The organism is Streptomyces sp. NPDC030021 (genome assembly GCF_055574035.1).
Genome location: NZ_JBVIAH010000003.1, coordinates 200,383 through 223,056 on the forward strand (window position 1 = coordinate 200,383; position 22,674 = coordinate 223,056).

Genomic DNA, 22,674 nt, shown 5'->3' on the forward strand with positions numbered 1-22,674 from the left:
ACCCTTCGGAACCCGGCAACTCACCCCGTACGACAACAAAAATGCGGCTGAAGTCGGTCGAAGTCGGTCGAAGTCCGCGACACGCATCGTGCGCCTCCTGTGCGCCCTATGTCGCGAGAGAACCTTCCTTCGATACGCTGTACCTACATCCGCCACCGCGCATATGACTGCGGTGCTGCCCCGAGGGCCTTCGGGTGTCGTACGTTCTCCAGTACATTCGCAGCGAGCCAGCGAAGAGCGAAGATCTCGCACAGTCACAAGGAGTGTCATCGGACGATGGCCGGTCCAGCGTTCCGCGCCGCCGCCGTACGGGTGCGCGTCCCCGCCAGCAGTGCCAACCTCGGCCCGGGCTTCGACGCCCTGGGCCTGGCCCTGGGGCTCTACGACGACGTAGTCGTCCGGGTGGCCGACTCCGGCCTGAACATCGACATCGCGGGTGAGGGCGCCGACACCCTCCCGCGGGACGAGAGCCACCTGCTCGTACGCTCCATGCGCACCGCCTTCGACCTGCTGGGCGGCCAGCCGCGCGGCCTGGAGGTCGTCTGCGCCAACCGCATCCCGCACGGCCGCGGCCTCGGCTCCTCCTCCGCCGCGATCTGCGCCGGCATCGTCGCCGCCCGCGCCGTGACCATAGGCGGCGAGGCCAAGCTCGACGACGCGGCGCTGCTGGAGCTCGCCACCGAGATCGAGGGTCACCCCGACAACGTCGCCGCCTGTCTGCTCGGCGGATTCACCCTCGCCTGGATGGACGGCGGCAGCGCCAAGGCGATCCGGATGGAGCCCGCCGAATCCATCGTTCCGGTGGTCTTCGTACCCTCCAGGCCGGTCCTCACGGAGACGGCGCGCGGCCTGCTGCCGCGCTCCGTCCCGCACGTGGACGCGGCTGTCAACGCGGGCCGCGCGGGCCTGCTCGTGGAAGCCCTGACCAGGCGTCCCGAGCTGCTCCTGCCGGCCACCGAAGACCGGCTCCACCAGGAGTACCGGTCCCCGGCGATGCCCGAGAGCGTGGCACTCGTCAACAGGCTGCGGGCGGACGGGATCCCCGCGGTCATCTCCGGCGCGGGCCCCACGGTCCTCGCGCTGGTCGACAACGGCGCGGCCGACAAGGTCGCGCAGCTCGCGGGCGACGGGTGGGCGGCCAACCGGCTCGCACTCGACGCCGCGGGCGCGAGCGTACTTCCGCTGGGCACCCAGGGCGGCTAGACCCGCTTTCCCGGAGTGCACAGCCGGTCAGGGGCGGGCGGCCAGGGCAGGCCGCCCGCACGGAAGGGCGCGATTGCCGGTGATTGAGAGGGGGAATATCTATTGGATCCGGTAGTGTTAGTCTCAAGTGCGCATCGGAAGCCGCCACGGCTCGGTGCTCAGCGTCCCCATTCGGGACCACATTTCTTCCGGGAGCCTCCCCGACTGCTTTGATCACTTCCAGCAGTTTCGAGCACGCTCCGGAATCGGCGTGACATTCCCACGCTTTCAGCTCGGGGGCTTCTCGCCGGAACCAGCCATGCACGTTTCTTCCGCCGTATTTCTACCGGCGGACCACCGCCCCGGCACGGTCCACACCTAGGACTGCTGTCGGACAGCACAACCGGTCGCCGAGCCAGACAGGCCGACGTCCGCTCCAGGGAAGGACCCTTCGTGAGCGACACCACCGATCTGATGGGCGCTGCCGACACCTCTGTCGACGCCAGTGCCCCCGCCGCGGGCGCCGCACCCAAGCGTCGACGCACCGGCACCGGCCTTGACGGCATGGTCCTGGCCGAGCTGCAGCAGGTCGCGTCGGGCCTCGGGATCAGGGGCACCGCGCGGATGCGCAAGAGCCAGCTGATCGAGGTCATCAAGGAGGCGCAGGCGGGCAGCGGTGCCCCCAAGGCCGCCGCCTCCGCTGCCGCAGACACCGCCGAGGCCAAGCCGAAGCGCCGCGCCACCAGCAAGGCCCGCACGGGTGAGGCCGCCGCCGAGGCGCCCGCCGAGAAGCCCGCCGCGCAGGCGCAGATCGAGATCCCGGGCCAGCCGGCCAGCGAGGACGCCCCGGTCGGCGAGCGCCGCCGGCGTCGGGCCACGGCCCCCTCCGGCAGCCCGGAGGCCTCGGCCCCCGTCGCCGTACAGGTCGAGCAGAAGACCGAGACCGCGCCCGCCGCCACCGCCCCGTCCGAGGCCAAGGCCGAAGCCGCCACCGCGGTCTCCGCCGGCCAGGCGCAGGGTCAGGACGGCGAAGGCCGTGGCCGTCGCGACCGCCGTGACCGCGGCGACCGCACCGACCGCACCGACCGCACCGACCGTCAGCGTGACCGCCGTGACCGCGGAGCCAAGGCCGACGACCAGGGCCAGGGCGGCCAGGGTCAGGGCCAGGGCGCGCAGGGCGGACAGGGCGGCGGCCGTCAGGAGCGCGTCGACCGTCAGCAGCAGGGCGGCCGCGGCCAGGGCCAGGGCCAGGGCCAGGGCCAGGGTCAGCAGGGCCGTCAGGACCGCCAGGACAACGGTCCCCAGGACGACTTCGACGGTGAGGACGGCCGTCGTGGCCGGCGCGGCCGCTACCGCGACCGCCGTGGCCGGCGTGGCCGCGACGAGTTCGCGGGTCCGAGCGAGCCGACGGTCGCCGACGACGACGTCCTGATCCCCGTCGCGGGCATCCTGGACATCCTCGACAACTACGCGTTCATCCGGACCTCGGGCTACCTGCCCGGCCCCAACGACGTGTACGTCTCCCTCGCCCAGGTCCGCAAGGCCGGTCTGCGCAAGGGTGACCACACCACCGGTGCCGTGCGCCAGCCCAAGGACGGCGAGCGCCGCGAGAAGTTCAACGCCCTCGTGCGTCTGGACTCGGTGAACGGCATGGCGCCCGAATCCGGCCGTGGCCGCCCGGAGTTCCAGAAGCTCACCCCGCTCTACCCGCAGGACCGGCTCCGCCTGGAGACCGACCCGGGCGTGCTGACCACCCGCATCATCGACCTCGTGTCGCCGATCGGTAAGGGTCAGCGAGGCCTGATCGTGGCCCCGCCGAAGACCGGTAAGACCATGATCATGCAGGCGATCGCCAACGCGATCACCGTCAACAACCCCGAGTGCCACCTGATGGTCGTCCTGGTCGACGAGCGTCCGGAAGAGGTCACCGACATGCAGCGGTCGGTCAAGGGCGAGGTCATCTCCTCGACCTTCGACCGCCCGGCCGAGGACCACACCACCGTCGCCGAGCTGGCCATCGAGCGCGCCAAGCGTCTCGTCGAGCTGGGTCACGACGTGGTCGTCCTGCTGGACTCCATCACCCGTCTGGGCCGCGCGTACAACCTCTCGGCTCCCGCCTCCGGCCGCATCCTGTCCGGTGGTGTCGACTCGACCGCGCTGTACCCGCCGAAGCGCTTCTTCGGTGCCGCGCGCAACATCGAGGACGGCGGCTCGCTGACCATCCTGGCCACCGCGCTCGTCGACACCGGCTCGCGCATGGACGAGGTGATCTTCGAGGAGTTCAAGGGCACCGGCAACATGGAGCTCAAGCTCGACCGGAAGCTCGCCGACAAGCGCATCTTCCCGGCCGTCGACGTCGACCCGTCGGGCACCCGCAAGGAGGAGATCCTCCTCAACGCGGAGGAGCTCGCCATCGTCTGGAAGCTGCGTCGGGTGCTCCACGCGCTCGACTCGCAGCAGGCGATCGAGCTGCTGCTCGACAAGATGAAGCAGACGAAGTCGAACGCCGAGTTCCTGATGCAGATCGCGAAGACGACCCCGTCGGGCAAGAACGACGACTGACGTCCGGCACGCGCATCACGCGACAGCCCCCGCCGCACCCGCGGCGGGGGCTGTCGCGCGTACGGGCGGCTTTTCGGGGTACGGGCGCCCCGGTGGGGCGGCTGCGCCCCGGCTGGGCGGTTCGGGGCGGAATGGAACCCTGCGCGGCGTACGCCCGTCTGTGTCAGAGGAACCGCGGGGTGGACGGCGGGCCGGAACGACCAGGGGACCGGACACAGGACTGAGGAGAGCATGACCGAGGAGAGCAAGGACCACGGCGGACGTGCCGCGGCCCGGCGCGCCCGCCGCAAACCGGCGAAGCGCCGCAAGGCCGTCGCCGTCGCCGCCTGGAGCGCCGCGGGGGTGGTCCTGCTGGGGGGAGCGGGCCTCGGCTACTTCTACTTCAAGTTCAACGGCAACCTGAAGACCGTCGACATCGACCAGGCCCTCGGTACCGACCGCCCGCAGAACGTCGACAACGGCTCGATGGACATCCTCGTCCTCGGCTCCGACTCCCGCGGCGGCGCCAACGGCGAGTACGGCCAGGACGACGGCGGCTCCGCCCGCTCCGACACGGCGATGATCATCCACCTGTACGAGGGCCACGAGAAGGCCAGCGTCGTGTCGATACCGCGCGACACCATGATCTCCCGGCCCTCCTGCCCGACCGCGGGCGGGAAGACCGACCCCGGTGGCCAGCGCACCCAGTTCAACGAGGCGTTCACCGTCGGCGGGGCCGCCTGCGCGGTCAAGACCGTCGAGAAGATGTCGGGGATCCGTATGGATCACTACATAGAGGTCGACTTCACCGGCTTCAAGAAGATCATCGACAACCTCGGCGGCGTCGAGGTGACCACCACCAAGCCGATCAAGGACGGGTCCAGCCACCTCGACCTCGCCGCCGGCACCAACAGGCTCGACGGGGAGCAGGCCCTCGGCCTCGTACGCACCCGCAAGAGCGTCGGCGACGGCAGCGACCTGGGCCGAATACAGCTCCAGCAGGCCTTCATCAAGGCGCTCATCAAGCAGGTGAAGGGCATCGGGGTGTTCGACAACCCCAAGAAGCTGCTCGGCATCGCCGACTCCGCGACCAAGGCGATCACCACCGACAAGGCGCTCGGTGATGTGAAGTCCCTCATGGGCTTCGCACAGGGGCTCCAGGGCATCGACGCCCAGGACATGCAGATGATCACGCTGCCGGTGACCACGGACCCCCGCGACCCGAACCGCGTGGCCCCGCTCACCAAGGAGACGAAGATGGTCTGGGACGCCCTGCTGGCGGACCGGCCGATCCCGGCCGAGGCCACCGTGAACTCCTCCGGGGACAAGAGCGCCGCCGGGTCGATCGTCCAGTAGGGCCCTTCCCGGCAGGGTCCGCGGGGCGGTGCGGAATAGACGGCGACCCCATGCCGTTGAGGGAGGCGTCCTCAGAATTTTGACAGGCGGCCCGGTCCTGGCAGACTGGTCTGTCGGCCCCGGTTCACGCAGTGCGCAATTCGGCTCCTGCGACCCGGCGCCCTCCCGAATCTAGGAGACACCTTGAAGCGCGATGTTCACCCCGAGTACGTCGAGACCCAGGTCAGCTGCACCTGTGGCGCGTCGTTCACCACCCGTAGCACCCTGACCGAGGGCTCCATCCGAGCCGAGGTCTGCTCCGAGTGCCACCCGTTCTACACGGGCAAGCAGAAGATCCTCGACACCGGCGGCCGCGTGGCCCGCTTCGAGGCGCGCTTCGGCAAGGGTGCGGCCAAGAAGTAGCGCGACCCAGGCGCCGGTCTCCGGCCGCCCCCTGTCCACTCGGGGGCGGCCGGACCGGCGCCTTTGTCGTCGTTCCGGCACGTCCCCCCCCTGCAGTCCTTCGCACTTTTCACCCCAGGAGTCCCCCGATGTTCGAAGCGGTCGAGGAATTGGTCGGCGAACACGCCGATCTTGAGAAGAAGCTCGCCGACCCTTCGGTCCACTCGGATCAGGCCAACGCGCGCAAGCTGAACAAGCGCTACGCGGAACTGACCCCGATCGTCGCGACCTTCCGTGCCTGGAAGCAGTCCGCCGAGGACATCGCGACGGCCAAGGAGTTCGCGGCCGACGACCCGGACTTCGCCGCCGAGGCCAAGGAACTGACCGCACAGCGCGAAGAGCTCACCGAGAAGCTCCGCCTGCTGCTCGTTCCGCGCGACCCCAGCGACGACAAGGACGTCCTCCTGGAGGTCAAGGCGGGCGCGGGAGGCGACGAGTCGGCGCTGTTCGCCGGCGACCTGCTGCGCATGTACCTGCGCTACGCCGAGCGCGTGGGCTGGAAGACCGAGATCATCGACGCCACCGAGTCCGAGCTCGGCGGTTACAAGGACGTCCAGGTCTCCGTCCGCACCAAGGGCGGCAACGGCGCCACCGAGCCCGGCCAGGGCGTGTGGGCCCGCCTGAAGTACGAGGGCGGCGTGCACCGCGTCCAGCGCGTTCCGGCCACCGAGTCCCAGGGCCGCATCCACACCTCCGCCGCCGGCGTGCTCGTCACCCCGGAGGCCGAGGAGGTCGAGGTCGAGGTCAACATGAACGACCTCCGCATCGACGTGTACCGCTCGTCCGGCCCCGGCGGCCAGTCCGTCAACACCACCGACTCGGCCGTGCGCATCACGCACATCCCGACCGGTGTGGTCGCCTCCTGCCAGAACGAGAAGAGCCAGCTCCAGAACAAGGAGCAGGCCATGCGCATCCTGCGCTCGCGGCTCCTGGCCGCGGCCCAGGAGGCCGCCGAGCAGGAGGCCTCGGACGTGCGCCGCAGCCAGGTGCGCTCCGTGGACCGCTCCGAGAAGATCCGTACGTACAACTACCCGGAAAACCGGATCTCGGACCACCGGACCGGTTTCAAGGCGTACAACTTGGACCAGGTGCTCGACGGTGACCTCGACGCGGTCATCCAGGCCTGTGTCGACACGGACTCCGCGGCCAAGCTCGCGGCCGCGCACTGACCCGACCCCCGCACCACCCCCCCCGTACGACAGCAGCCCGGAGGACCAGCGTGAACTTGCTGCTTGCCGAGGTGGCCCAGGCCACCCAGCGGCTGGCCGCCGCCGGCGTGCCCTCACCGCGCTTCGACGCGGAGGAGCTCGCCGCCTTCGTGCACGGCGTCAAACGGGGGGAACTGCACCACGTCAAGGACGCGGACTTCGACGCCCGCTACTGGGAGGCCGTCGCCCGCCGCGAAGCGCGCGAGCCGCTCCAGCACATCACCGGCCGCGCCTTCTTCCGGTACCTGGAGCTCCAGGTCGGGCCCGGGGTCTTCGTGCCCCGGCCCGAGACCGAGTCGGTCGTGGACTGGGCCATACACGCCGTGCGCGCCATGGACGTCGTCGAGCCGCTGATCGTGGACCTGTGCACCGGCTCCGGCGCCATCGCCCTGGCCATGGCCCAGGAGGTGCCGCGCTCGCGCGTGCACGCGGTCGAGCTGTCCGAGGACGCCCTGCGGTGGACCCGTAAGAACGCCGAGGGCTCCCGGGTCACCGTCCACCAGGGCGACGCCCTGAGCGCGCTGCCCGAGCTCGACGGCCAGGTCGACCTGGTCATCTCCAACCCGCCGTACATCCCGCTCACCGAGTGGGAGTACGTCGCCCCCGAGGCCCGTGACCACGATCCGGAGATGGCGCTCTTCTCCGGCGAGGACGGCCTCGACACCATCCGCGGCATCGAGCGGACCGCCCACCGGCTGCTGCGACCCGGCGGCATCGTCGTCATCGAGCACGCCGACACCCAGGGCGGCCAGGTTCCGTGGATCTTCGCCGAGGAGCGGGGCTGGGCCGACGCGGCCGACCACCCGGACCTCAACAACCGCCCGCGCTTCGCCACGGCCCGCAAGGCCCTGCCGTGACCGGCGCGACGATTCCCGCCACCCCCCTGCTGCACGAGGAGGCCCGCTGATGGCCCGGCGATACGACTGCAACGACGCGACGGACCGTAAGACGGGTCTGCGTGAAGCCGCATCCGCCGTGCGCCGCGGCGAGCTCGTCGTGCTGCCCACCGACACCCTGTACGGGATCGGCGCGGACGCCTTCAGCCCGGAGGCCGTCCACGACCTGCTCGCCGCCAAGGGCCGGGGCCGCGGTATGCCCACCCCGGTGCTCATCGGCTCCCCGAACACGCTCCACGGCCTCGTCACGGACTTCTCCGAGCAGGCCTGGGAGCTCGTCGACGCCTTCTGGCCGGGCGCGCTGACGCTCGTCGCCAAGCACCAGCCCTCGCTGGCGTGGGACCTCGGGGACACCCAGGGCACCGTCGCCGTACGCATGCCCCTGCACCCCGTGGCGATCGAGCTGCTGACCGAGGTCGGCCCGATGGCGGTGTCCTCGGCCAACCTGTCCGGTCACCCGGCGCCCGAGGACTGCGACGCCGCGCGCGAGATGCTCGGGGACTCCGTGTCCGTGTACCTGGACGGCGGCCCGACGCCCGGCATCCAGCCGTCGTCGATCGTCGACGTCACCGGGAAGGTTCCCGTCCTGCTGCGCGAGGGGGCACTCACCGCAGACCAGCTGCGGGAGGTCGTACCCGACCTCGAGGTCGCCCCGTGAGCCCTGAGGGGCGTGGCATAGCAGGGGGGTACCGCCCGGCGGTAGCCGGGGGAAACACTTTCCGCATACTCCACGTCAGCACCGGGAACGTATGCCGCTCGCCCATCACCGAGCGGCTGACGCGGCATGCCCTCTCGCACCGCCTCGGCGGCCTCGTCACCGGCGACCTCATCGTGGAGAGCGCCGGCACCTGGGGCCACGAGGGCGCACCGATGGAGGCGAACGCGGCCGCCGTGCTGGCGGACTTCGGCGCCGACGCGTCCGGGTTCACCGGGCGGGAGCTGCTGGACGAGCACGTCATACGCGCCGACCTGGTGCTGACCGCCACCCGTGACCACCGGGCCCAGGTCATCTCGATGGGCCACTCGGCGGGGCTGCGCACCTTCACGCTGAAGGAGTTCACCCGGCTGGTGCGGGCGATAGATCCGGCCACGCTGCCGCCGCTGGACGACGGCATGGCGGAGCGGGCGCGAGCGCTCGTCCGGGCCGCCGCGGCCCTGCGCGGCTGGCTGCTGGCGCCGTCGCCCGACGCGGACGAGGTGTACGACCCGTACGGGGCCCCGATCACCTTCTTCCGCTCGATCGGCGACGAGATCAACCAGGCGCTGGATCCGGTCGTGACCGCCCTGACGGGTGTGACCGCCGCGCGCTGAGTGTTCGTCGGCCGGAGGCCGGCGCAGCGGTATGAAGCCCGGGAGGCCCCCGGGGCCGAGCGGCGCGAGTGCCGCGTCGAGGAGGGGCTCAACCAGGCGCTGGATCCGGTCGTGACCGCCCTGACGGGTGTGACCGCCGCGCGCTGACAGGGCATGGTGGGGTCCGCGGGCCTACAGTGGCTGGTACCCGGTACCCCTGGAGCGCCGCCATGAGCGTCATCACCCAGCCCACGGACCTGCTGCGCGCGCAGGACCCGCAGATGGCCGACGTCCTGGCCGGGGAGCGGCAGCGGCAGGCCGCCACGTTGCAGCTGATCGCCGCGGAGAACTTCACCTCGACCGCCGTCCTCGCCGCGCTCGGGTCCGCGCTCGCCAACAAGTACGCCGAGGGGTACCCCGGCGCCCGGCACCACGGCGGGTGCGAGTACGCCGATCTGGCCGAGCGGACCGCCGTGGAGCGGGCCAAGGCGCTCTTCGGGGCCGAGCACGCGAACGTGCAGCCGCACTCCGGCTCCTCCGCCGTCCTGGCCGCGTACGCCGCCCTGCTGCGGCCGGGGGACACCGTGCTGGCGATGGGGCTTCCGTACGGCGGGCACCTCACCCACGGGTCGCCCGCCAACTTCTCGGGGCGGTGGTTCGACTTCGTCGGCTACGGCGTCGACGCCGGGACGGGCCTCATCGACTACGGGCAGGTCCAGCGCCTCGCCCACGCGCACCGTCCCAAGGCGATCGTGTGCGGCTCCATCTCCTACCCCCGCCATCCGGAGTACTCGGCCTTCCGGGAGATCGCCGACGAGGTCGGGGCCTACCTCATCGTGGACGCCGCCCATCCGATCGGCCTGGTGGCCGGCGGGGCCGCGCCCAGCCCCGTCCCGTACGCCGACATCGTCTGCGCGACGACGCACAAGGTGCTGCGCGGCCCGCGCGGCGGCATGGTGCTGTGCGGCGCCGAGTACGCGGAGCGCGTCGACCGGGCGGTGTTCCCCTTCACGCAGGGCGGGGCCCAGATGCACACCATCGCCGCCAAGGCCGTGGCCTTCGGCGAGGCGGCCCGGCCGGCCTTCACCACGTACGCGCACCGGGTCGTCGCCAATGCCCGGGTGCTGGCGGGCGCGCTCCAGGAGCACGGGTTCACCCTCACCACCGGCGGCACCGACACCCATCTGATCACCGCCGATCCGGCGCCGCTGGGCGTGGACGGCCCGACCGCCCGCGGCCGGCTGGCCGCCGCCGGGATCGTGCTGGACACCTGCGCCCTCCCGTACGGGGACCAGCGCGGCATCCGGCTGGGAACGGCCGCCGTGACCACCCAGGGGATGGGGGAGGCCGAGATGGTCCGGATCGCGGCGCTGTTCGCCGCGGCGCTGGACGGAGACGGCGTGAAAACACGTACGGAGGTCGGCGAGCTCACGACCGGATTTCCCCCTTACGGGGAGTAAACAGGACAAGCAGGGCGTACAGGAACCGGGATACAGCCCCCTCGCGTCCTCGGTGGAGGTGACATCGCAGCTAATGTGTGGGGCTGAGATGGCCGGCGATACATCTGGGGCAGCCCGTGCGTGAATATCTGCTGACGCTTTGCGTCACGGTCGCGGTGACCTACCTGCTGACCGGGCCCGTGCGGAAGTTCGCGATCGCGGCCGGGGCCATGCCGGAGATCCGTGCCCGCGACGTGCACCGCGAGCCCACACCGCGACTGGGCGGCATCGCCATGTTCGGCGGTCTGTGCGCGGGCCTACTGGTCGCGGACCACCTGCGGAACCTCAACGGCGTCTTCGAGCTGTCGAACGAACCGCGGGCGCTGCTCTCCGGAGCGGCGCTGATCTGGCTGGTCGGCGTCCTCGACGACAAGTTCGAGCTCGACGCCCTGATCAAGCTCGGCGCGCAGATGATTTCCGCCGGTGTGATGGTCATGCAGGGTCTGACCATCCTGTGGATCCCCGTCCCGGGAATCGGCACGGTCCCGCTCACCCAGTGGCAGGGCAACCTGCTCACGGTCGCACTCGTCGTCATCACCATCAACGCCGTGAACTTCGTCGACGGCCTGGACGGGCTGGCCGCCGGCATGGTCTGCATCGCCGCCACCGCACTGTTCCTCTACGCGTACCGGATCTGGTTCGGCTACGGCATCGAGTCGGCCGCGCCCGCGACCCTCTTCGCCGCGATCCTGATGGGCATGTGCCTGGGCTTCCTGCCGCACAACATGCACCCCGCCCGGATCTTCATGGGCGACTCCGGCTCGATGCTCATCGGCCTGGTGCTGGCCGCCTCCGCCATCTCCCTCACCGGGCAGGTGGACCCGGACGCCCTGGCCCTGTTCGCGGGCGGCGAGCGCAACGCGACGCACGCGATGCTCCCCGCCTACATCCCGCTGATCCTGCCGCTGACGGTCATCGCGATCCCGGTGGCGGACCTGATCCTGGCCATCGTGCGGCGCACCTGGAAGGGCCAGTCGCCCTTCGCCGCGGACCGCGGGCACCTCCACCACCGGCTGCTGGAACTCGGGCATTCCCACAGTCGCGCGGTCATGATCATGTACTTCTGGTCAGGCCTGATCGCCTTCGGCACCGTGGCGTATTCGGTGCATTCCGCCACGATGTGGATCGTGCTGGCGATCGCCGCGCTGAGTGCGGTGGGCCTGTTCCTGCTGCTTCTGCCGCGCTTCACCCCGCGCGCCCCGCGTTGGGCGGAGGGTCTGGTTCCGCCGCGTTACCGCCATGCCGAACGTGCGGCCGAAGCCGCCGCGGAGGCGGCCGCACGCGATGCCTCGGGCGCGGAGCCGGAGCCCGCGAAGCCCATCGCCGCGGGTGTGTCCGGCGTCAACGGAGCGACCGCCGTGGGCCCCCGTTCGCGCTTTCCCGACCGGCGTAAGGCTGAATCCACCCGCTGACGGTCGATTCGCATGTCGGACATGAATGCCCTTTACCAGACAAGCCGCACCCCTGTCGCGCACACACGGGCAGGGTCACTCTCATGTGTGACAGTCGGCACACCTGACAGGTAAAGCTCTCATCAAATAGTTTGTGATACCGTTCACTAAACCCGGCGACAGAGCCGAAGGACCGTAGTGCGACGGTCCCTTGGCCCGAGGTCCTCTCTCGGACCGGGCTTACGCTCGTCCCGTACGAGTCCCGTTACCCCCACCATCACGCGGAGCCATGCGCCATGCTGTCCGATGACGCCCGAACCCTGTTGCACACCGCCGTACCCACCGCTGCCGTCGGCGTCGTTGCCGCCATCGTCGGTGGCGTGGTCGCGGGCGGTAAGGGGGCGATCGGGGCGATCGCGGCCACGGTCGTCGTGATTCTGTTCATGGGTATCGGATTCGTCATCCTGCAGCGGACGGCACGATCGCTGCCGCATCTGTTCCAGATGATGGGTCTGGCGCTCTACACGACCCAGATCCTGCTGCTCTTCGTCTTCGTCGCCGTGTTCAAGAACACGACGCTGTTCAATCCCAGGGCATTCGCGATCACCATCGTCGCGGCGACCCTTGCTTGGATCGCCGCGCAGACGCGCGCGCACATGAAGGCCAAGATCCTTTACGTCGAGCCCGAGTCCACCAAGCGTGGTGGCAAGGGTGACAAGCCTGAAAACACGGGGCCCTCGTCGTGAACGGTAGGGGTGGAATAAGTGCGCGTTCGAGATGCTGCTATCGTCCGGTGCCATATGCGGCATCGCGGGCGCAGGCAGCTGAGCTGACGCCTGCTCAATCGCGAGGCTCACTGCCTGCAAGCCGCCCCCACATCCGTAAGACCAGTCCCGTGCCGAACCGCGGCTGTGCGCCGCGCCGACACAACGAGGTTGCCGTACCTATGCGCCACGCTGAAGGAGCCCGCGGTGAGTGCTGACCCGACGCAGGTGCTCGCCTTCGAGACCGATTGCCACATCTTCGACGGCTGTGGTTTCCCGGCTCCTGGCCTGCACTCGTTCCTGTTCGAGCCGATCTTCGGCGACATGGACGGAGCCGTCTACTTCAACAAGACGATGCTCCTGGCCCTGCTCGGGTCCGTCATCATCGTCGGATTCTTCTGGGCCGCCTTCGCCAAGCCGAAGCTGGTTCCGGGGAAGCTCCAGATGGTTGCCGAAGCCGGCTACGACTTCGTGCGCCGGGGCATCGTCTACGAAACGATGGGCAAGAAGGAGGGCGAGAAGTACGTCCCCTTCATGGTCGCGACGTTCTTCTTCGTCTGGATCCTGAACCTCTGGTCGATCATTCCGGTCGCCCAGTTCCCGGTGACCGCGGTCATCGCATACCCGGCCGGTATGGCCCTGGTCATCTACTTCATGTGGATGTCGGTCACCTTCAAGCGCCACGGCTTCGTCGGCGGCCTGAAGAACCTCACGGGCTACGACAAGTCGCTCGGTGGCATCCTGCCGCTGGTCATGCTGATCGAGTTCTTCTCGAACGTGATCGTCCGCCCCTTCACCCACGCGGTCCGTCTCTTCGCGAACATGTTCGCCGGTCACACGCTGCTGCTGCTCTTCACGATCGCCAGCTGGTACCTGCTGAACGGCATCGGCATCGCCTACGCGGGCGTGTCCTTCGTGATGGTCATCGTGATGACCGCCTTCGAGCTCTTCATCCAGGCTGTCCAGGCCTACGTCTTCGTGCTGCTGGCCTGCAGCTTCCTCCAGGGCGCCGTCGCCGAGCACCACTGACCGCCCCACCCCCAAACCACCAGTCGTCCGGTGGCCAACCCCCACCGGTCCATGAAAGAGAAGGAAGAACCGGCATGTCCGCTCTCCAGACCCTCGCTGCTGGCGTCGAAATCAAGGGCAACCTCGGCTCCATCGGTTACGGCCTCGCGGCCATCGGCCCCGGCGTCGGCGTCGGCATCATCTTCGGTAACGGCACCCAGGCCCTGGCCCGCCAGCCCGAGGCCGCCGGCCTGATCCGCGCCAACCAGATCCTCGGCTTCGCCTTCTGTGAGGCGCTCGCCCTCATCGGTCTGGTCATGCCGTTCGTCTACCCGACCTCCTGATCCCGGTAGCGAACAGACCCTTTAGTCGGAAGGCACTGATGTGAACCCTCTGGTTCAGCTCGCGGCCGAAGAGGCGGAAAACCCCCTCATCCCGCCGATCCCCGAGCTCGTCATCGGTCTGATCGCCTTCGTCATCGTCTTCGGTTTCCTCGCGAAGAAGCTCCTCCCGAACATCAACAAGGTTCTGGAAGAGCGTCGCGAGGCCATCGAGGGCGGTATCGAGAAGGCTGAGGCCGCTCAGACCGAGGCCCAGAGCGTGCTGGAGCAGTACAAGGCCCAGCTCGCCGAAGCCCGGCACGAGGCCGCGCGCCTGCGCCAGGAAGCGCTGGAGCAGGGCACTGCGCTCAAGGAAGAACTGCGCGCAGAGGGCCAGCGGCAGCGTGAGGAGATCATCGCTGCCGGCCACGCCCAGATCGCGGCGGACCGTAAGGCCGCCTCTCAGGCGCTGCGTCAGGACGTTGGCAAGCTCGCCACCGACCTGGCCGGAAAGCTCGTCGGCGAGTCCCTTGAGGACCACGCCCGGCAGAGCCGCACCATCGACCGCTTCCTCAGCGAGCTTGAGGAGAAGGCCGAGGCGGCCCGATGAACGGAGCGAGCCGCGAGGCGCTGGCCTCCGCGCGTGAGCGTCTCGACGCGCTGACGGACAACACGTCCGTCGACGCGGCGAAGCTCGCCGGTGAGCTGGCTGCCGTCACCGCGCTGCTCGACCGTGAGGTCTCGCTGCGTCGGGTCGTCACGGACCCGGCGCAGTCCGGCGAGGCCAAGGCCGAGCTGGCCGGTCGCCTGCTCGGCGGCCAGGTCGGCGGGGAAACCCTCGACCTGGTGTCCGGCATGGTCCGGTCCCGCTGGTCGCAGTCCCGCGACCTGGTGGACGCGCTGGAGGAGCTGGCGGCCACCGCCGACCTCACGGCGGCCCAGCAGGGTGGCGCGCTCGACAACGTCGAGGACGAGATCTTCCGCTTCGGCCGGATCGTCTCCTCGAACACCGAGCTGCGTTCCGCGCTGACCGACCGTGCGGCCACCGCCTCCGCCAAGAGCGAGCTGCTGCGCAGCCTGCTCGGCGGCAAGGCGAACGCCGTCACCGAGCGCCTGGTGATCCGTCTTGTCACGCAGCCGCGTGGACGTAGCCTGGAAGCGGGACTGGAGTCCCTTTCCACGCTCGCCGCCGAGCGCCGCAACCGCATGGTCGCCACCGTGACCAGCGCGGTTCCGCTCAGCGACGTGCAGCGGGCGCGTCTCGGCGCGGTGCTGGCCAAGCTGTACGGCCGACAGATGCACCTGAACCTCGACGTGGACCCCGAGGTCCTCGGCGGGATCTCGGTGCGAGTCGGCGACGAGGTCATCGACGGCACCATCGCGGACCGCCTCGCCGAGGCGTCGCGCCGCATGGCCGGCTGACCAGCCACCAATAGAACAGAAGCATTCCTAGCGGCCCGGTTGGGCCGTGCAGAACTTGCAGAAGATTCCTGGGGGTCGCCCCCAGACCCCTAAGAAGCTTCAGGCCCAACAAGGAGAGCAGGGAACCCAGATGGCGGAGCTCACGATCCGGCCGGAGGAGATCCGGGACGCACTGGAGAACTTTGTCCAGTCGTACCAGCCGGACGCGGCCTCGCGCGAGGAGGTCGGAACGGTCAGCGTTGCCGGCGACGGCATCGCGAAGGTGGAGGGTCTGCCCTCCGCCATGGCGAACGAGCTGCTGAAGTTCGAGGATGGCACCCTCGGTCTCGCCCTCAACCTCGAGGAGCGCGAGATCGGTGCGGTCGTCCTCGGCGAGTTCAGCGGTATCGAGGAGGGCCAGCCGGTGCAGCGCACTGGTGAGGTGCTCTCGGTCGGCGTCGGCGAGGGTTACCTCGGCCGCGTCGTCGACCCGCTCGGCAACCCGATCGACGGTCTCGGCGAGATCGCGACCGAAGGCCGTCGCGCCCTGGAGCTGCAGGCTCCGGGCGTCATGGTCCGTAAGTCGGTCCACGAGCCGATGCAGACCGGCTACAAGGCCATCGACGCCATGGTGCCCGTCGGCCGTGGCCAGCGTCAGCTGATCATCGGTGACCGTCAGACGGGTAAGACCGCTCTGGCCGTCGACACGATCATCAACCAGCGCGACAACTGGCGCTCCGGCGACGTGAACAAGCAGGTTCGCTGCATCTACGTCGCCATCGGCCAGAAGGGCTCGACCATCGCGTCCGTTCGCGGCGCCCTGGAAGACGCCGGTGCGCTCGAGTACACGACGATCGTCGCCGCCCCGGCGTCCGACCCGGCCGGCTTCAAGTACCTGGCGCCGTACACCGGTTCCGCCATCGGCCAGCACTGGATGTACGCCGGCAAGCACGTCCTGATCATCTTCGACGACCTGTCGAAGCAGGCCGACGCCTACCGCGCCGTGTCGCTGCTGCTGCGCCGCCCGCCGGGCCGCGAGGCCTACCCGGGTGACGTCTTCTACCTGCACTCCCGTCTGCTGGAGCGCTGCGCGAAGCTGTCCGACGACATGGGTGCCGGTTCGATGACCGGTCTGCCGATCGTCGAGACCAAGGCGAACGACGTGTCGGCGTTCATCCCGACCAACGTCATCTCCATCACCGACGGCCAGTGCTTCCTGGAGTCCGACCTGTTCAACGCGGGCCAGCGCCCGGCGCTGAACGTCGGTATCTCGGTCTCCCGCGTCGGTGGCTCCGCCCAGCACAAGGCCATGAAGCAGGTTTCCGGCCGTCTGCGTCTGGACCTGGCCCAGTACCGCGAGCTGGAGGCGTTCGCCGCCTTCGGTTCCGACCTGGACGCCGCGTCGAAGGCTTCGCTGGAGCGCGGCAAGCGTCTGGTCGAGCTGCTGAAGCAGGGCCAGTACCAGCCGATGCCCGTCGAGGAGCAGGTCGTCTCCGTCTGGGCCGGCACCACCGGCAAGATGGACGACGTTCCGGTCGTCGACGTCCGTCGCTTCGAGTCGGAGCTGCTGGAGCACCTGCGCCGCGAGCGCAAGGACCTCCTCACCTCCATCGCCGAGGGCGGCAAGATGTCGGACGACACGCTGACGTCGATCGCTGACGCCATCGCCGGCTTCAAGCGCCAGTTCGAGACCTCGGACGGCAAGCTCCTGGGCGAGGACGCACCGGCCGTCAACGTCTCCAAGTGACGACGGAAGGGACCTGACTCATGGGAGCGCAGCTCCGGGTCTACAAGCGTCGCATCCGTGCCATCACGGCGACCAAGAAGATCACCAAGGCGATGGAGATGATCGCCGCCTCGCGCATCGTCAAGGCGCAGCGCAAGGTGGCGGCATCGATGCCGTACGCGACCGAGCTCACCCGTGCGGTGACCGCGGTGGCGACCGGCTCGAACACCAAGCACGCCCTGACCACCGAGGTCGAGACGCCGACCCGTGCCGCGATCCTGCTCATCACGAGCGACCGCGGTCTGGCCGGCGGCTACTCCTCGAACGCCATCAAGCAGGCGGAGCGGCTCACCGAGCGGCTGCGCGCCGAGGGCAAGGACGTCGACACCTACATCGTCGGCCGCAAGGGTCTGGCCTACTACGGCTTCCGTGAGCGCAAGGTCACGGATTCGTGGACCGGCTTCACCGACAGTCCGGCCTACGCCGACGCCAAGCGCGTCGCGGGGCCGCTGATCGAGGCCATCCAGACGGAGACGGCCGAGGGCGGCGTCGACGAGCTGCACATCGTCTACACGGAATTCGTGTCGATGATGACGCAGAACCCGGTCGACGGCCGGATGCTGCCGCTCAGCCTTGACCAGGCTCCGGAGGAGACCGGCGCGAAGGGCGAGATCCTTCCGCTGTTCGACTTCGAGCCGTCGGCGGAGGACGTCCTCGACGCCCTGCTGCCGCGCTACGTCGAGAGCCGTATCTACAACGCACTGCTGCAGTCGGCCGCTTCCGAGCACGCCGCCCGCCGCCGCGCGATGAAGGCGGCGACCGACAACGCCGGAGACCTCATCAAGAGCCTCTCCCGGCTTGCCAACGCGGCCCGCCAGGCCGAAATCACCCAGGAAATCAGCGAGATCGTCGGTGGCGCGAGCGCCATGGCTGACGCGACCGCGGGGAGTGACAAGTAATGACGACCACTGTTGAGACGGCCGCCGCCACGGGCCGCGTCGCCCGGGTCATCGGCCCGGTCGTCGACGTGGAGTTCCCCGTCGACGCCATGCCCGAGATCTACAACGCGCTGAAGGTCCAGGTCGCCGACCCGGCCGAGGACGGCGCGCTCAAGACCCTGACCCTCGAGGTCGCGCAGCACCTGGGTGACGGCCTCGTCCGTACCATCTCGATGCAGCCGACCGACGGTCTGGTCCGCCAGGCCCCGGTGACCGACACGGGCGAGGGCATCACCGTCCCCGTCGGTGACTTCACCAAGGGCAAGGTGTTCAACACCCTCGGTGAGGTGCTGAACTACCCGGAGGAGAACGCCAACGTCACCGAGCGCTGGCCGATCCACCGCAAGGCGCCCCGCTTCGACGAGCTTGAGTCGAAGACCGAGATGTTCGAGACCGGCGTCAAGGTCATCGACCTTCTCACCCCGTACGTCAAGGGTGGAAAGATCGGTCTGTTCGGTGGTGCCGGTGTCGGCAAGACCGTTCTGATCCAGGAAATGATCTACCGCGTCGCCAACAACCACGACGGTGTGTCGGTGTTCGCGGGCGTCGGTGAGCGTACCCGTGAGGGCAACGACCTCATCGAGGAAATGGCCGACTCCGGCGTCATCGACAAGACGGCGCTTGTCTTCGGCCAGATGGACGAGCCCCCGGGCACCCGTCTGCGCGTCGCCCTTGCCGGTCTGACCATGGCGGAGTACTTCCGCGATGTGCAGAAGCAGGACGTGCTGTTCTTCATCGACAACATCTTCCGGTACACCCAGGCGGGTTCCGAGGTGTCGACCCTGCTCGGCCGTATGCCCTCCGCGGTGGGTTACCAGCCGAACCTGGCCGACGAGATGGGTCTCCTCCAGGAGCGCATCACCTCGACCCGTGGTCACTCGATCACCTCGATGCAGGCGATCTACGTCCCCGCGGACGACCTGACCGACCCGGCGCCGGCGACCACCTTCGCCCACCTCGACGCGACGACGGTTCTTTCCCGTCCGATCTCCGAGAAGGGCATCTACCCGGCCGTGGACCCGCTGGACTCGACGTCCCGCATCCTCGACCCGCGGTACATCGCGGCGGACCACTACGCCACGGCGATGCGCGTCAAGGGGATCCTGCAGAAGTACAAGGACCTCCAGGACATCATCGCGATCCTCGGTATCGACGAGCTGGGCGAGGAGGACAAGCTCGTTGTCCACCGTGCCCGTCGCGTCGAGCGCTTCCTGTCGCAGAACACCCACGTGGCGAAGCAGTTCACCGGCGTGGACGGTTCGGACGTTCCGCTCGACGAGTCGATCGTCGCGTTCAACGCGATCTGCGACGGCGACTATGACCACTTCCCCGAGCAGGCGTTCTTCCTGTGCGGTGGCATCGAGGACCTGAAGGCCAACGCCAAGGAGCTGGGCGTCTCCTGATCCGGCGCGCTCCTCACGGAGCGCATCCGGTTCGCAGGTTTTCCGGGAGAGGGGTGGGTGTGTCCCGTCCCTCTCCCCACGCCCATTAGAATTTGACCCAACACCCGGCCGACCCGCCGGGTGGTGACCCGAGGAGCCACCTTGGCTGCTGAGCTGCACGTCGAGCTGGTCGCGGCGGACCGCAATGTCTGGTCCGGCGAGGCCACCCTTGTTGTCGCCCGCACCACGTCCGGCGACATCGGCGTCATGCCCGGTCACCAGCCGCTTCTCGGTGTGCTGGAATCGGGCCCGGTGACCATCCGTACCAGCGACGGCAACACCGTCGTCGCCGCGGTGCACGGCGGTTTCATCTCGTTCGCGGACAACAAGCTGTCCCTGCTGGCCGAGATCGCCGAGCTCGCGGACGAGATTGACGTCCAGCGTGCGGAGCGGGCACTGGAGCGCGCGAAGGCGGAGGCCGATGCGGCCGCCGAGCGTCGCGCTGATGTCCGGCTGCGCGCCGTAACGGGCTGAACGCCCGTCGGAGTTTGATCGTTTGAGTCCCGGGGGGCGACCGCCGGGACTCGGCAGACCTCAGCCGCGGTCCGTGCTGGAATTTTCCAGACCGGGTCGCGGCTGAGGCGATGCAGGTCCGTTTTTTTCTCATGTGTATTCGATGAGCGAGGAGGTCGGTGAAGATGCTCCTCGCTCTGCTTGTGAGCGGCCTGGTCGTAACCCTGGTGGTGATCGGGCTGTTTGTCTTCGGGCTGCGCCGCAGACTCATCCAGCGGTCCGGCGGCACCTTCGACTGCAGCATGCGCTGGGGTGTGTCCGAGGAGCCCGACATCTCCGGCAAGGGCTGGGTGTACGGGGTCGCGCGCTACAGCGGTGACCGGATCGAGTGGTTCCGGGTGTTCTCGTACTCCCCGCGCCCGCGCCGGCTGCTGGAGCGGTCCTCCATCGAGGTCGTCGCCCGCCGTGCCCCGGAGGGTGAGGAGGAGCTGGCCCTGCTCTCCGACGCCGTCGTGCTCGGCTGTCTCCACCGGGGGACCCGCCTGGAGCTGGCGATGAGCGACGACGCGCTGACCGGCTTCCTGGCGTGGCTGGAGGCGGCGCCTCCCGGCCAACGGGTGAATGTGGCCTAAATTCCCTTCCCGTTGACTGGGGGTCCCCCCGGACGAAGTCTGGGGGAGGGTGAATGTGGCTCGGACAACGAGAAGCCGGGGAGACGGGGGCGGACCCGTTTCCCCGGCTTCGGTCTTTACTGCAGCCCGGTGTGGACCGCGTTCGCGAGCTCACCGTTCGTGGTGTCGCCGCTGAACTCCCAGAAGAAGGCTCCCCTGAGGCCCTGCTGCTTGGCCCAGGTCATCTTCCCGGCGATCGTGGCGGGGGTGTCGTAGCTCCACCAGTTGCTGCCGCACTTGGCGTAGGCCGTGCCGGCGACGGTGCCGGTGGCCGGGCAGCTGGTCTTGAGCACCTTGTAGTCCTCGATGCCCTGCTCGTACGTGCCCGGCGCGGGTCCGGTGGCGGTGCCGCCGGGGGCCGCCTGGGTCACTCCGGTCCAGCCGCGGCCGTAGAAGCCGATGCCGAGGTTGAGCTTGGCGCCCGCGACGCCCTTGGCCTTGAGCTTGGCGATGGCGTCGGCCGAGTTGAAGCCCGCCTGCGGGATGCCCGCGTAGGAGGTGAGCGGGGAGTGCGGGGCCGTCGGGCCCTGGGCCGCCCAGGCGCCGAAGAAGTCGTACGTCATGACGTTGTAGAAGTCGACGTACTGCGCGGCGCCGCCGTAGTCGGCCGCGTCGATCTTGCCGCCGCTGGAGGCGTCGGCGGTGATGGCCGCGGTGACCAGGTTGTTCGCGCCGAACTTGGCCCGGGTCGCCTGCATCAGGTTCTTGAAGGCGGCCGCTCCGCTGGTGTCGCAGGACAGGCCGCAGGCGTTCGGGTACTCCCAGTCCAGGTCGATGCCGTCGAAGACGTCGGCCCAGCGCGGGTCCTCGACCAGGTTGTAGCAGGACTGGGCGAAGGCGGTCGGGTTGGCGGCGGCCTGCGGGAATCCGCCGGACCAGGTCCAGCCGCCGAATGACCACAGGATCTTGATGTTCGGGTAGGCCTTCTTCAGCTTGCGCAGCTGGTTGAAGCTGCCGCGCAGCGGCTGGTCCCAGGTGTCGGCGACGCCGTCGACGCTCTGGTCGGCGGTGTAGGCCTTGTCGTAGTCGGCGTAGGCGTCACCGATGGTGCACTGGCCGTTCTGGACGTTGCCGAAGGCGTAGTTGATGTGGGTGATCTTGCCTGCGGTGCCGGAGGTGACCAGGTTCTTCACGTGGTAGTTGCGGCCGTAGACGCCCCAGTTGGTGAAGTAGCCGAGCTTGACCTTGCCGCCCGGGTCCGGGGGGATGACCCCGCCGGTCGTCGTCGCCGTGGCCGAGCCGGAGGAGGGGCCGGTCTGGTCGATGGTGTCGCGGGCGGTGACGCTGTACGTGTACGTCGTGCCCTTGGTCAGGCCGGAGTCGGCGTAGCTGGTCCCGGTGACCGTGGCGATCCTGGCGGAGCCCCGGAAGACGTCGTAGTTCTTGACGCCCTTGTCGTCCGTGGCCGGGGTCCAGGTCAGGGTGAGCGAGGTGTCGGCGACGTTGCTCGCGGTGGGGGTGCCGGGAGCGGTGGGGGGAGTGTCGCCGGGCTGGGTGCCGCCGTCGCAGGAGGCGCCGTTGATCTTGCAGCCGCTCGGGGCGCCGCCGCCGGCGCCGTTGAAGCCGAAGGAGGCGGTGGCGCCGGGGGCGAGGGTGCCGTTCCAGCCGAGGTTCTTGGCGGTCCAGTGGGTGCCCGAGCTGGTGACGGTGGCGTCCCAGGCCGAAGTGACCGAGGTGCCCGCCGGGTAGTCCCACTCCACGGTCCAGCTGCTGAGGGTGGTGGTGCCGGTGTTCTTCACCACCCACTTGCCCTCGAAGCCGGAGCCCCAGTCGGAGACCTTGGTGTACGTCGCCGTCGCCGAGGCGGCCGCCTGGGCCGGGCCGGCCAGGGCGACGAGTCCGCTGACGGGCAGGGCGAGCGCGGCCACGATCGCCGCGACTCGGCTGAAGAACCGGGTGCGCCTGGTACGGGGTGGGGATGCTGTGCTCAAGGGTGATCCTCCGTAGGTCCGTCGCGGTCGTGGGGGCCGACTGCGACATGGGGGTGGGACCTGCGCCGCCCGTGAGCACGCTTTGTCATGGCACGCTCACCACAGTGTTGCGGCGAGCGTAGAAAGGTCTGGACCAACCGTCAAGAGGTCCAGACC

General features: G+C 69.3%; 21 protein-coding genes. 20 read left to right on the forward strand and 1 reads right to left on the reverse strand.

Going from position 1 to position 22,674, the window contains the following annotated elements:
• The first annotated feature begins 276 nt into the window (after positions 1–276).
• The 20 genes from thrB (at position 277) to ACZ4YL_RS07105 (ending at position 20,548) form a co-directional block, all read left to right on the forward strand.
• Positions 277–1,203, forward strand: a complete 927-nt coding sequence (thrB, locus tag ACZ4YL_RS07010; RefSeq protein WP_301366449.1) for a homoserine kinase — start codon at positions 277–279, stop codon at positions 1,201–1,203.
• 432 nt (positions 1,204–1,635) lie between these two features.
• Positions 1,636–3,744, forward strand: coding sequence for a transcription termination factor Rho (rho, locus tag ACZ4YL_RS07015; protein WP_468114362.1), 2,109 nt, complete (start codon positions 1,636–1,638; stop codon positions 3,742–3,744).
• Positions 3,745–3,975: 231 nt separating this feature from the next.
• A complete protein-coding gene (locus ACZ4YL_RS07020; protein ID WP_468114364.1) occupies positions 3,976–5,079 on the forward strand; it encodes an LCP family protein in 1,104 nt (367 codons plus the stop codon).
• A gap of 183 nt (positions 5,080–5,262) precedes the next feature.
• A complete protein-coding gene (gene rpmE, locus ACZ4YL_RS07025) occupies positions 5,263–5,481 on the forward strand; it encodes a 50S ribosomal protein L31 (RefSeq protein WP_030708126.1) in 219 nt (72 codons plus the stop codon).
• A 128-nt stretch (positions 5,482–5,609) separates the two neighbouring features.
• On the forward strand, positions 5,610–6,689 hold the full coding sequence (gene prfA / locus ACZ4YL_RS07030) for a peptide chain release factor 1 (RefSeq protein ID WP_468114366.1): 1,080 nt from the start codon (positions 5,610–5,612) through the stop codon (positions 6,687–6,689).
• A 50-nt stretch (positions 6,690–6,739) separates the two neighbouring features.
• Positions 6,740–7,585: a peptide chain release factor N(5)-glutamine methyltransferase gene (gene prmC, locus ACZ4YL_RS07035; protein ID WP_030008688.1), complete on the forward strand. Its 846-nt coding sequence runs from the start codon at positions 6,740–6,742 to the stop codon at positions 7,583–7,585.
• 49 nt (positions 7,586–7,634) lie between these two features.
• A complete protein-coding gene (locus tag ACZ4YL_RS07040) occupies positions 7,635–8,282 on the forward strand; it encodes an L-threonylcarbamoyladenylate synthase (RefSeq protein WP_030720925.1) in 648 nt (215 codons plus the stop codon).
• Entirely contained in the window at positions 8,279–8,935 is a 657-nt protein-coding gene (locus tag ACZ4YL_RS07045) for an arsenate reductase/protein-tyrosine-phosphatase family protein (protein ID WP_030720923.1), read from the forward strand. Before ACZ4YL_RS07040 ends, ACZ4YL_RS07045 begins: the two co-directional genes overlap by 4 nt.
• Before the next feature lie 209 nt (positions 8,936–9,144).
• Positions 9,145–10,374: a serine hydroxymethyltransferase gene (locus ACZ4YL_RS07050; RefSeq protein ID WP_468114368.1), complete on the forward strand. Its 1,230-nt coding sequence runs from the start codon at positions 9,145–9,147 to the stop codon at positions 10,372–10,374.
• A gap of 116 nt (positions 10,375–10,490) precedes the next feature.
• Positions 10,491–11,825 carry an MraY family glycosyltransferase gene (locus tag ACZ4YL_RS07055; RefSeq protein WP_468114370.1) on the forward strand — a complete coding sequence of 445 codons (1,335 nt, stop codon included), beginning with the start codon at positions 10,491–10,493 and terminating at the stop codon, positions 11,823–11,825.
• 275 nt (positions 11,826–12,100) lie between these two features.
• A complete protein-coding gene (locus ACZ4YL_RS07060) occupies positions 12,101–12,550 on the forward strand; it encodes a hypothetical protein (RefSeq protein WP_468114371.1) in 450 nt (149 codons plus the stop codon).
• A gap of 210 nt (positions 12,551–12,760) precedes the next feature.
• The gene (gene atpB / locus ACZ4YL_RS07065) at positions 12,761–13,597 is read left to right on the forward strand and encodes a F0F1 ATP synthase subunit A (RefSeq protein ID WP_189743241.1); all 837 of its coding nucleotides are present in this window, start codon (positions 12,761–12,763) and stop codon (positions 13,595–13,597) included.
• Positions 13,598–13,671: 74 nt separating this feature from the next.
• The gene (locus ACZ4YL_RS07070; protein WP_030008695.1) at positions 13,672–13,920 is read left to right on the forward strand and encodes an ATP synthase subunit c family protein; all 249 of its coding nucleotides are present in this window, start codon (positions 13,672–13,674) and stop codon (positions 13,918–13,920) included.
• Between the two features lie 40 nt (positions 13,921–13,960).
• A complete protein-coding gene (locus ACZ4YL_RS07075; protein WP_150259371.1) occupies positions 13,961–14,506 on the forward strand; it encodes a F0F1 ATP synthase subunit B in 546 nt (181 codons plus the stop codon).
• Positions 14,503–15,318 carry a F0F1 ATP synthase subunit delta gene (locus ACZ4YL_RS07080; protein ID WP_373041104.1) on the forward strand — a complete coding sequence of 272 codons (816 nt, stop codon included), beginning with the start codon at positions 14,503–14,505 and terminating at the stop codon, positions 15,316–15,318. Before ACZ4YL_RS07075 ends, ACZ4YL_RS07080 begins: the two co-directional genes overlap by 4 nt.
• A gap of 130 nt (positions 15,319–15,448) precedes the next feature.
• Entirely contained in the window at positions 15,449–17,044 is a 1,596-nt protein-coding gene (gene atpA, locus ACZ4YL_RS07085) for a F0F1 ATP synthase subunit alpha (RefSeq protein ID WP_468114373.1), read from the forward strand.
• 20 nt (positions 17,045–17,064) lie between these two features.
• Positions 17,065–17,982 carry a F0F1 ATP synthase subunit gamma gene (locus tag ACZ4YL_RS07090; RefSeq protein WP_314244062.1) on the forward strand — a complete coding sequence of 306 codons (918 nt, stop codon included), beginning with the start codon at positions 17,065–17,067 and terminating at the stop codon, positions 17,980–17,982.
• Positions 17,982–19,424 carry a F0F1 ATP synthase subunit beta gene (gene atpD, locus ACZ4YL_RS07095; RefSeq protein ID WP_468114375.1) on the forward strand — a complete coding sequence of 481 codons (1,443 nt, stop codon included), beginning with the start codon at positions 17,982–17,984 and terminating at the stop codon, positions 19,422–19,424. Before ACZ4YL_RS07090 ends, atpD begins: the two co-directional genes overlap by 1 nt.
• Before the next feature lie 141 nt (positions 19,425–19,565).
• Positions 19,566–19,937: a F0F1 ATP synthase subunit epsilon gene (locus ACZ4YL_RS07100; RefSeq protein ID WP_030008701.1), complete on the forward strand. Its 372-nt coding sequence runs from the start codon at positions 19,566–19,568 to the stop codon at positions 19,935–19,937.
• A gap of 164 nt (positions 19,938–20,101) precedes the next feature.
• Entirely contained in the window at positions 20,102–20,548 is a 447-nt protein-coding gene (locus ACZ4YL_RS07105) for a DUF2550 domain-containing protein (protein ID WP_468114378.1), read from the forward strand.
• A 116-nt stretch (positions 20,549–20,664) separates the two neighbouring features.
• Here ACZ4YL_RS07105 and ACZ4YL_RS07110 read toward each other — a convergent pair whose 3' ends face one another.
• The gene (locus ACZ4YL_RS07110; RefSeq protein WP_468114380.1) at positions 20,665–22,518 is read right to left on the reverse strand and encodes a glycosyl hydrolase family 18 protein; all 1,854 of its coding nucleotides are present in this window, start codon (positions 22,516–22,518) and stop codon (positions 20,665–20,667) included.
• Positions 22,519–22,674 lie beyond the last annotated feature (156 nt).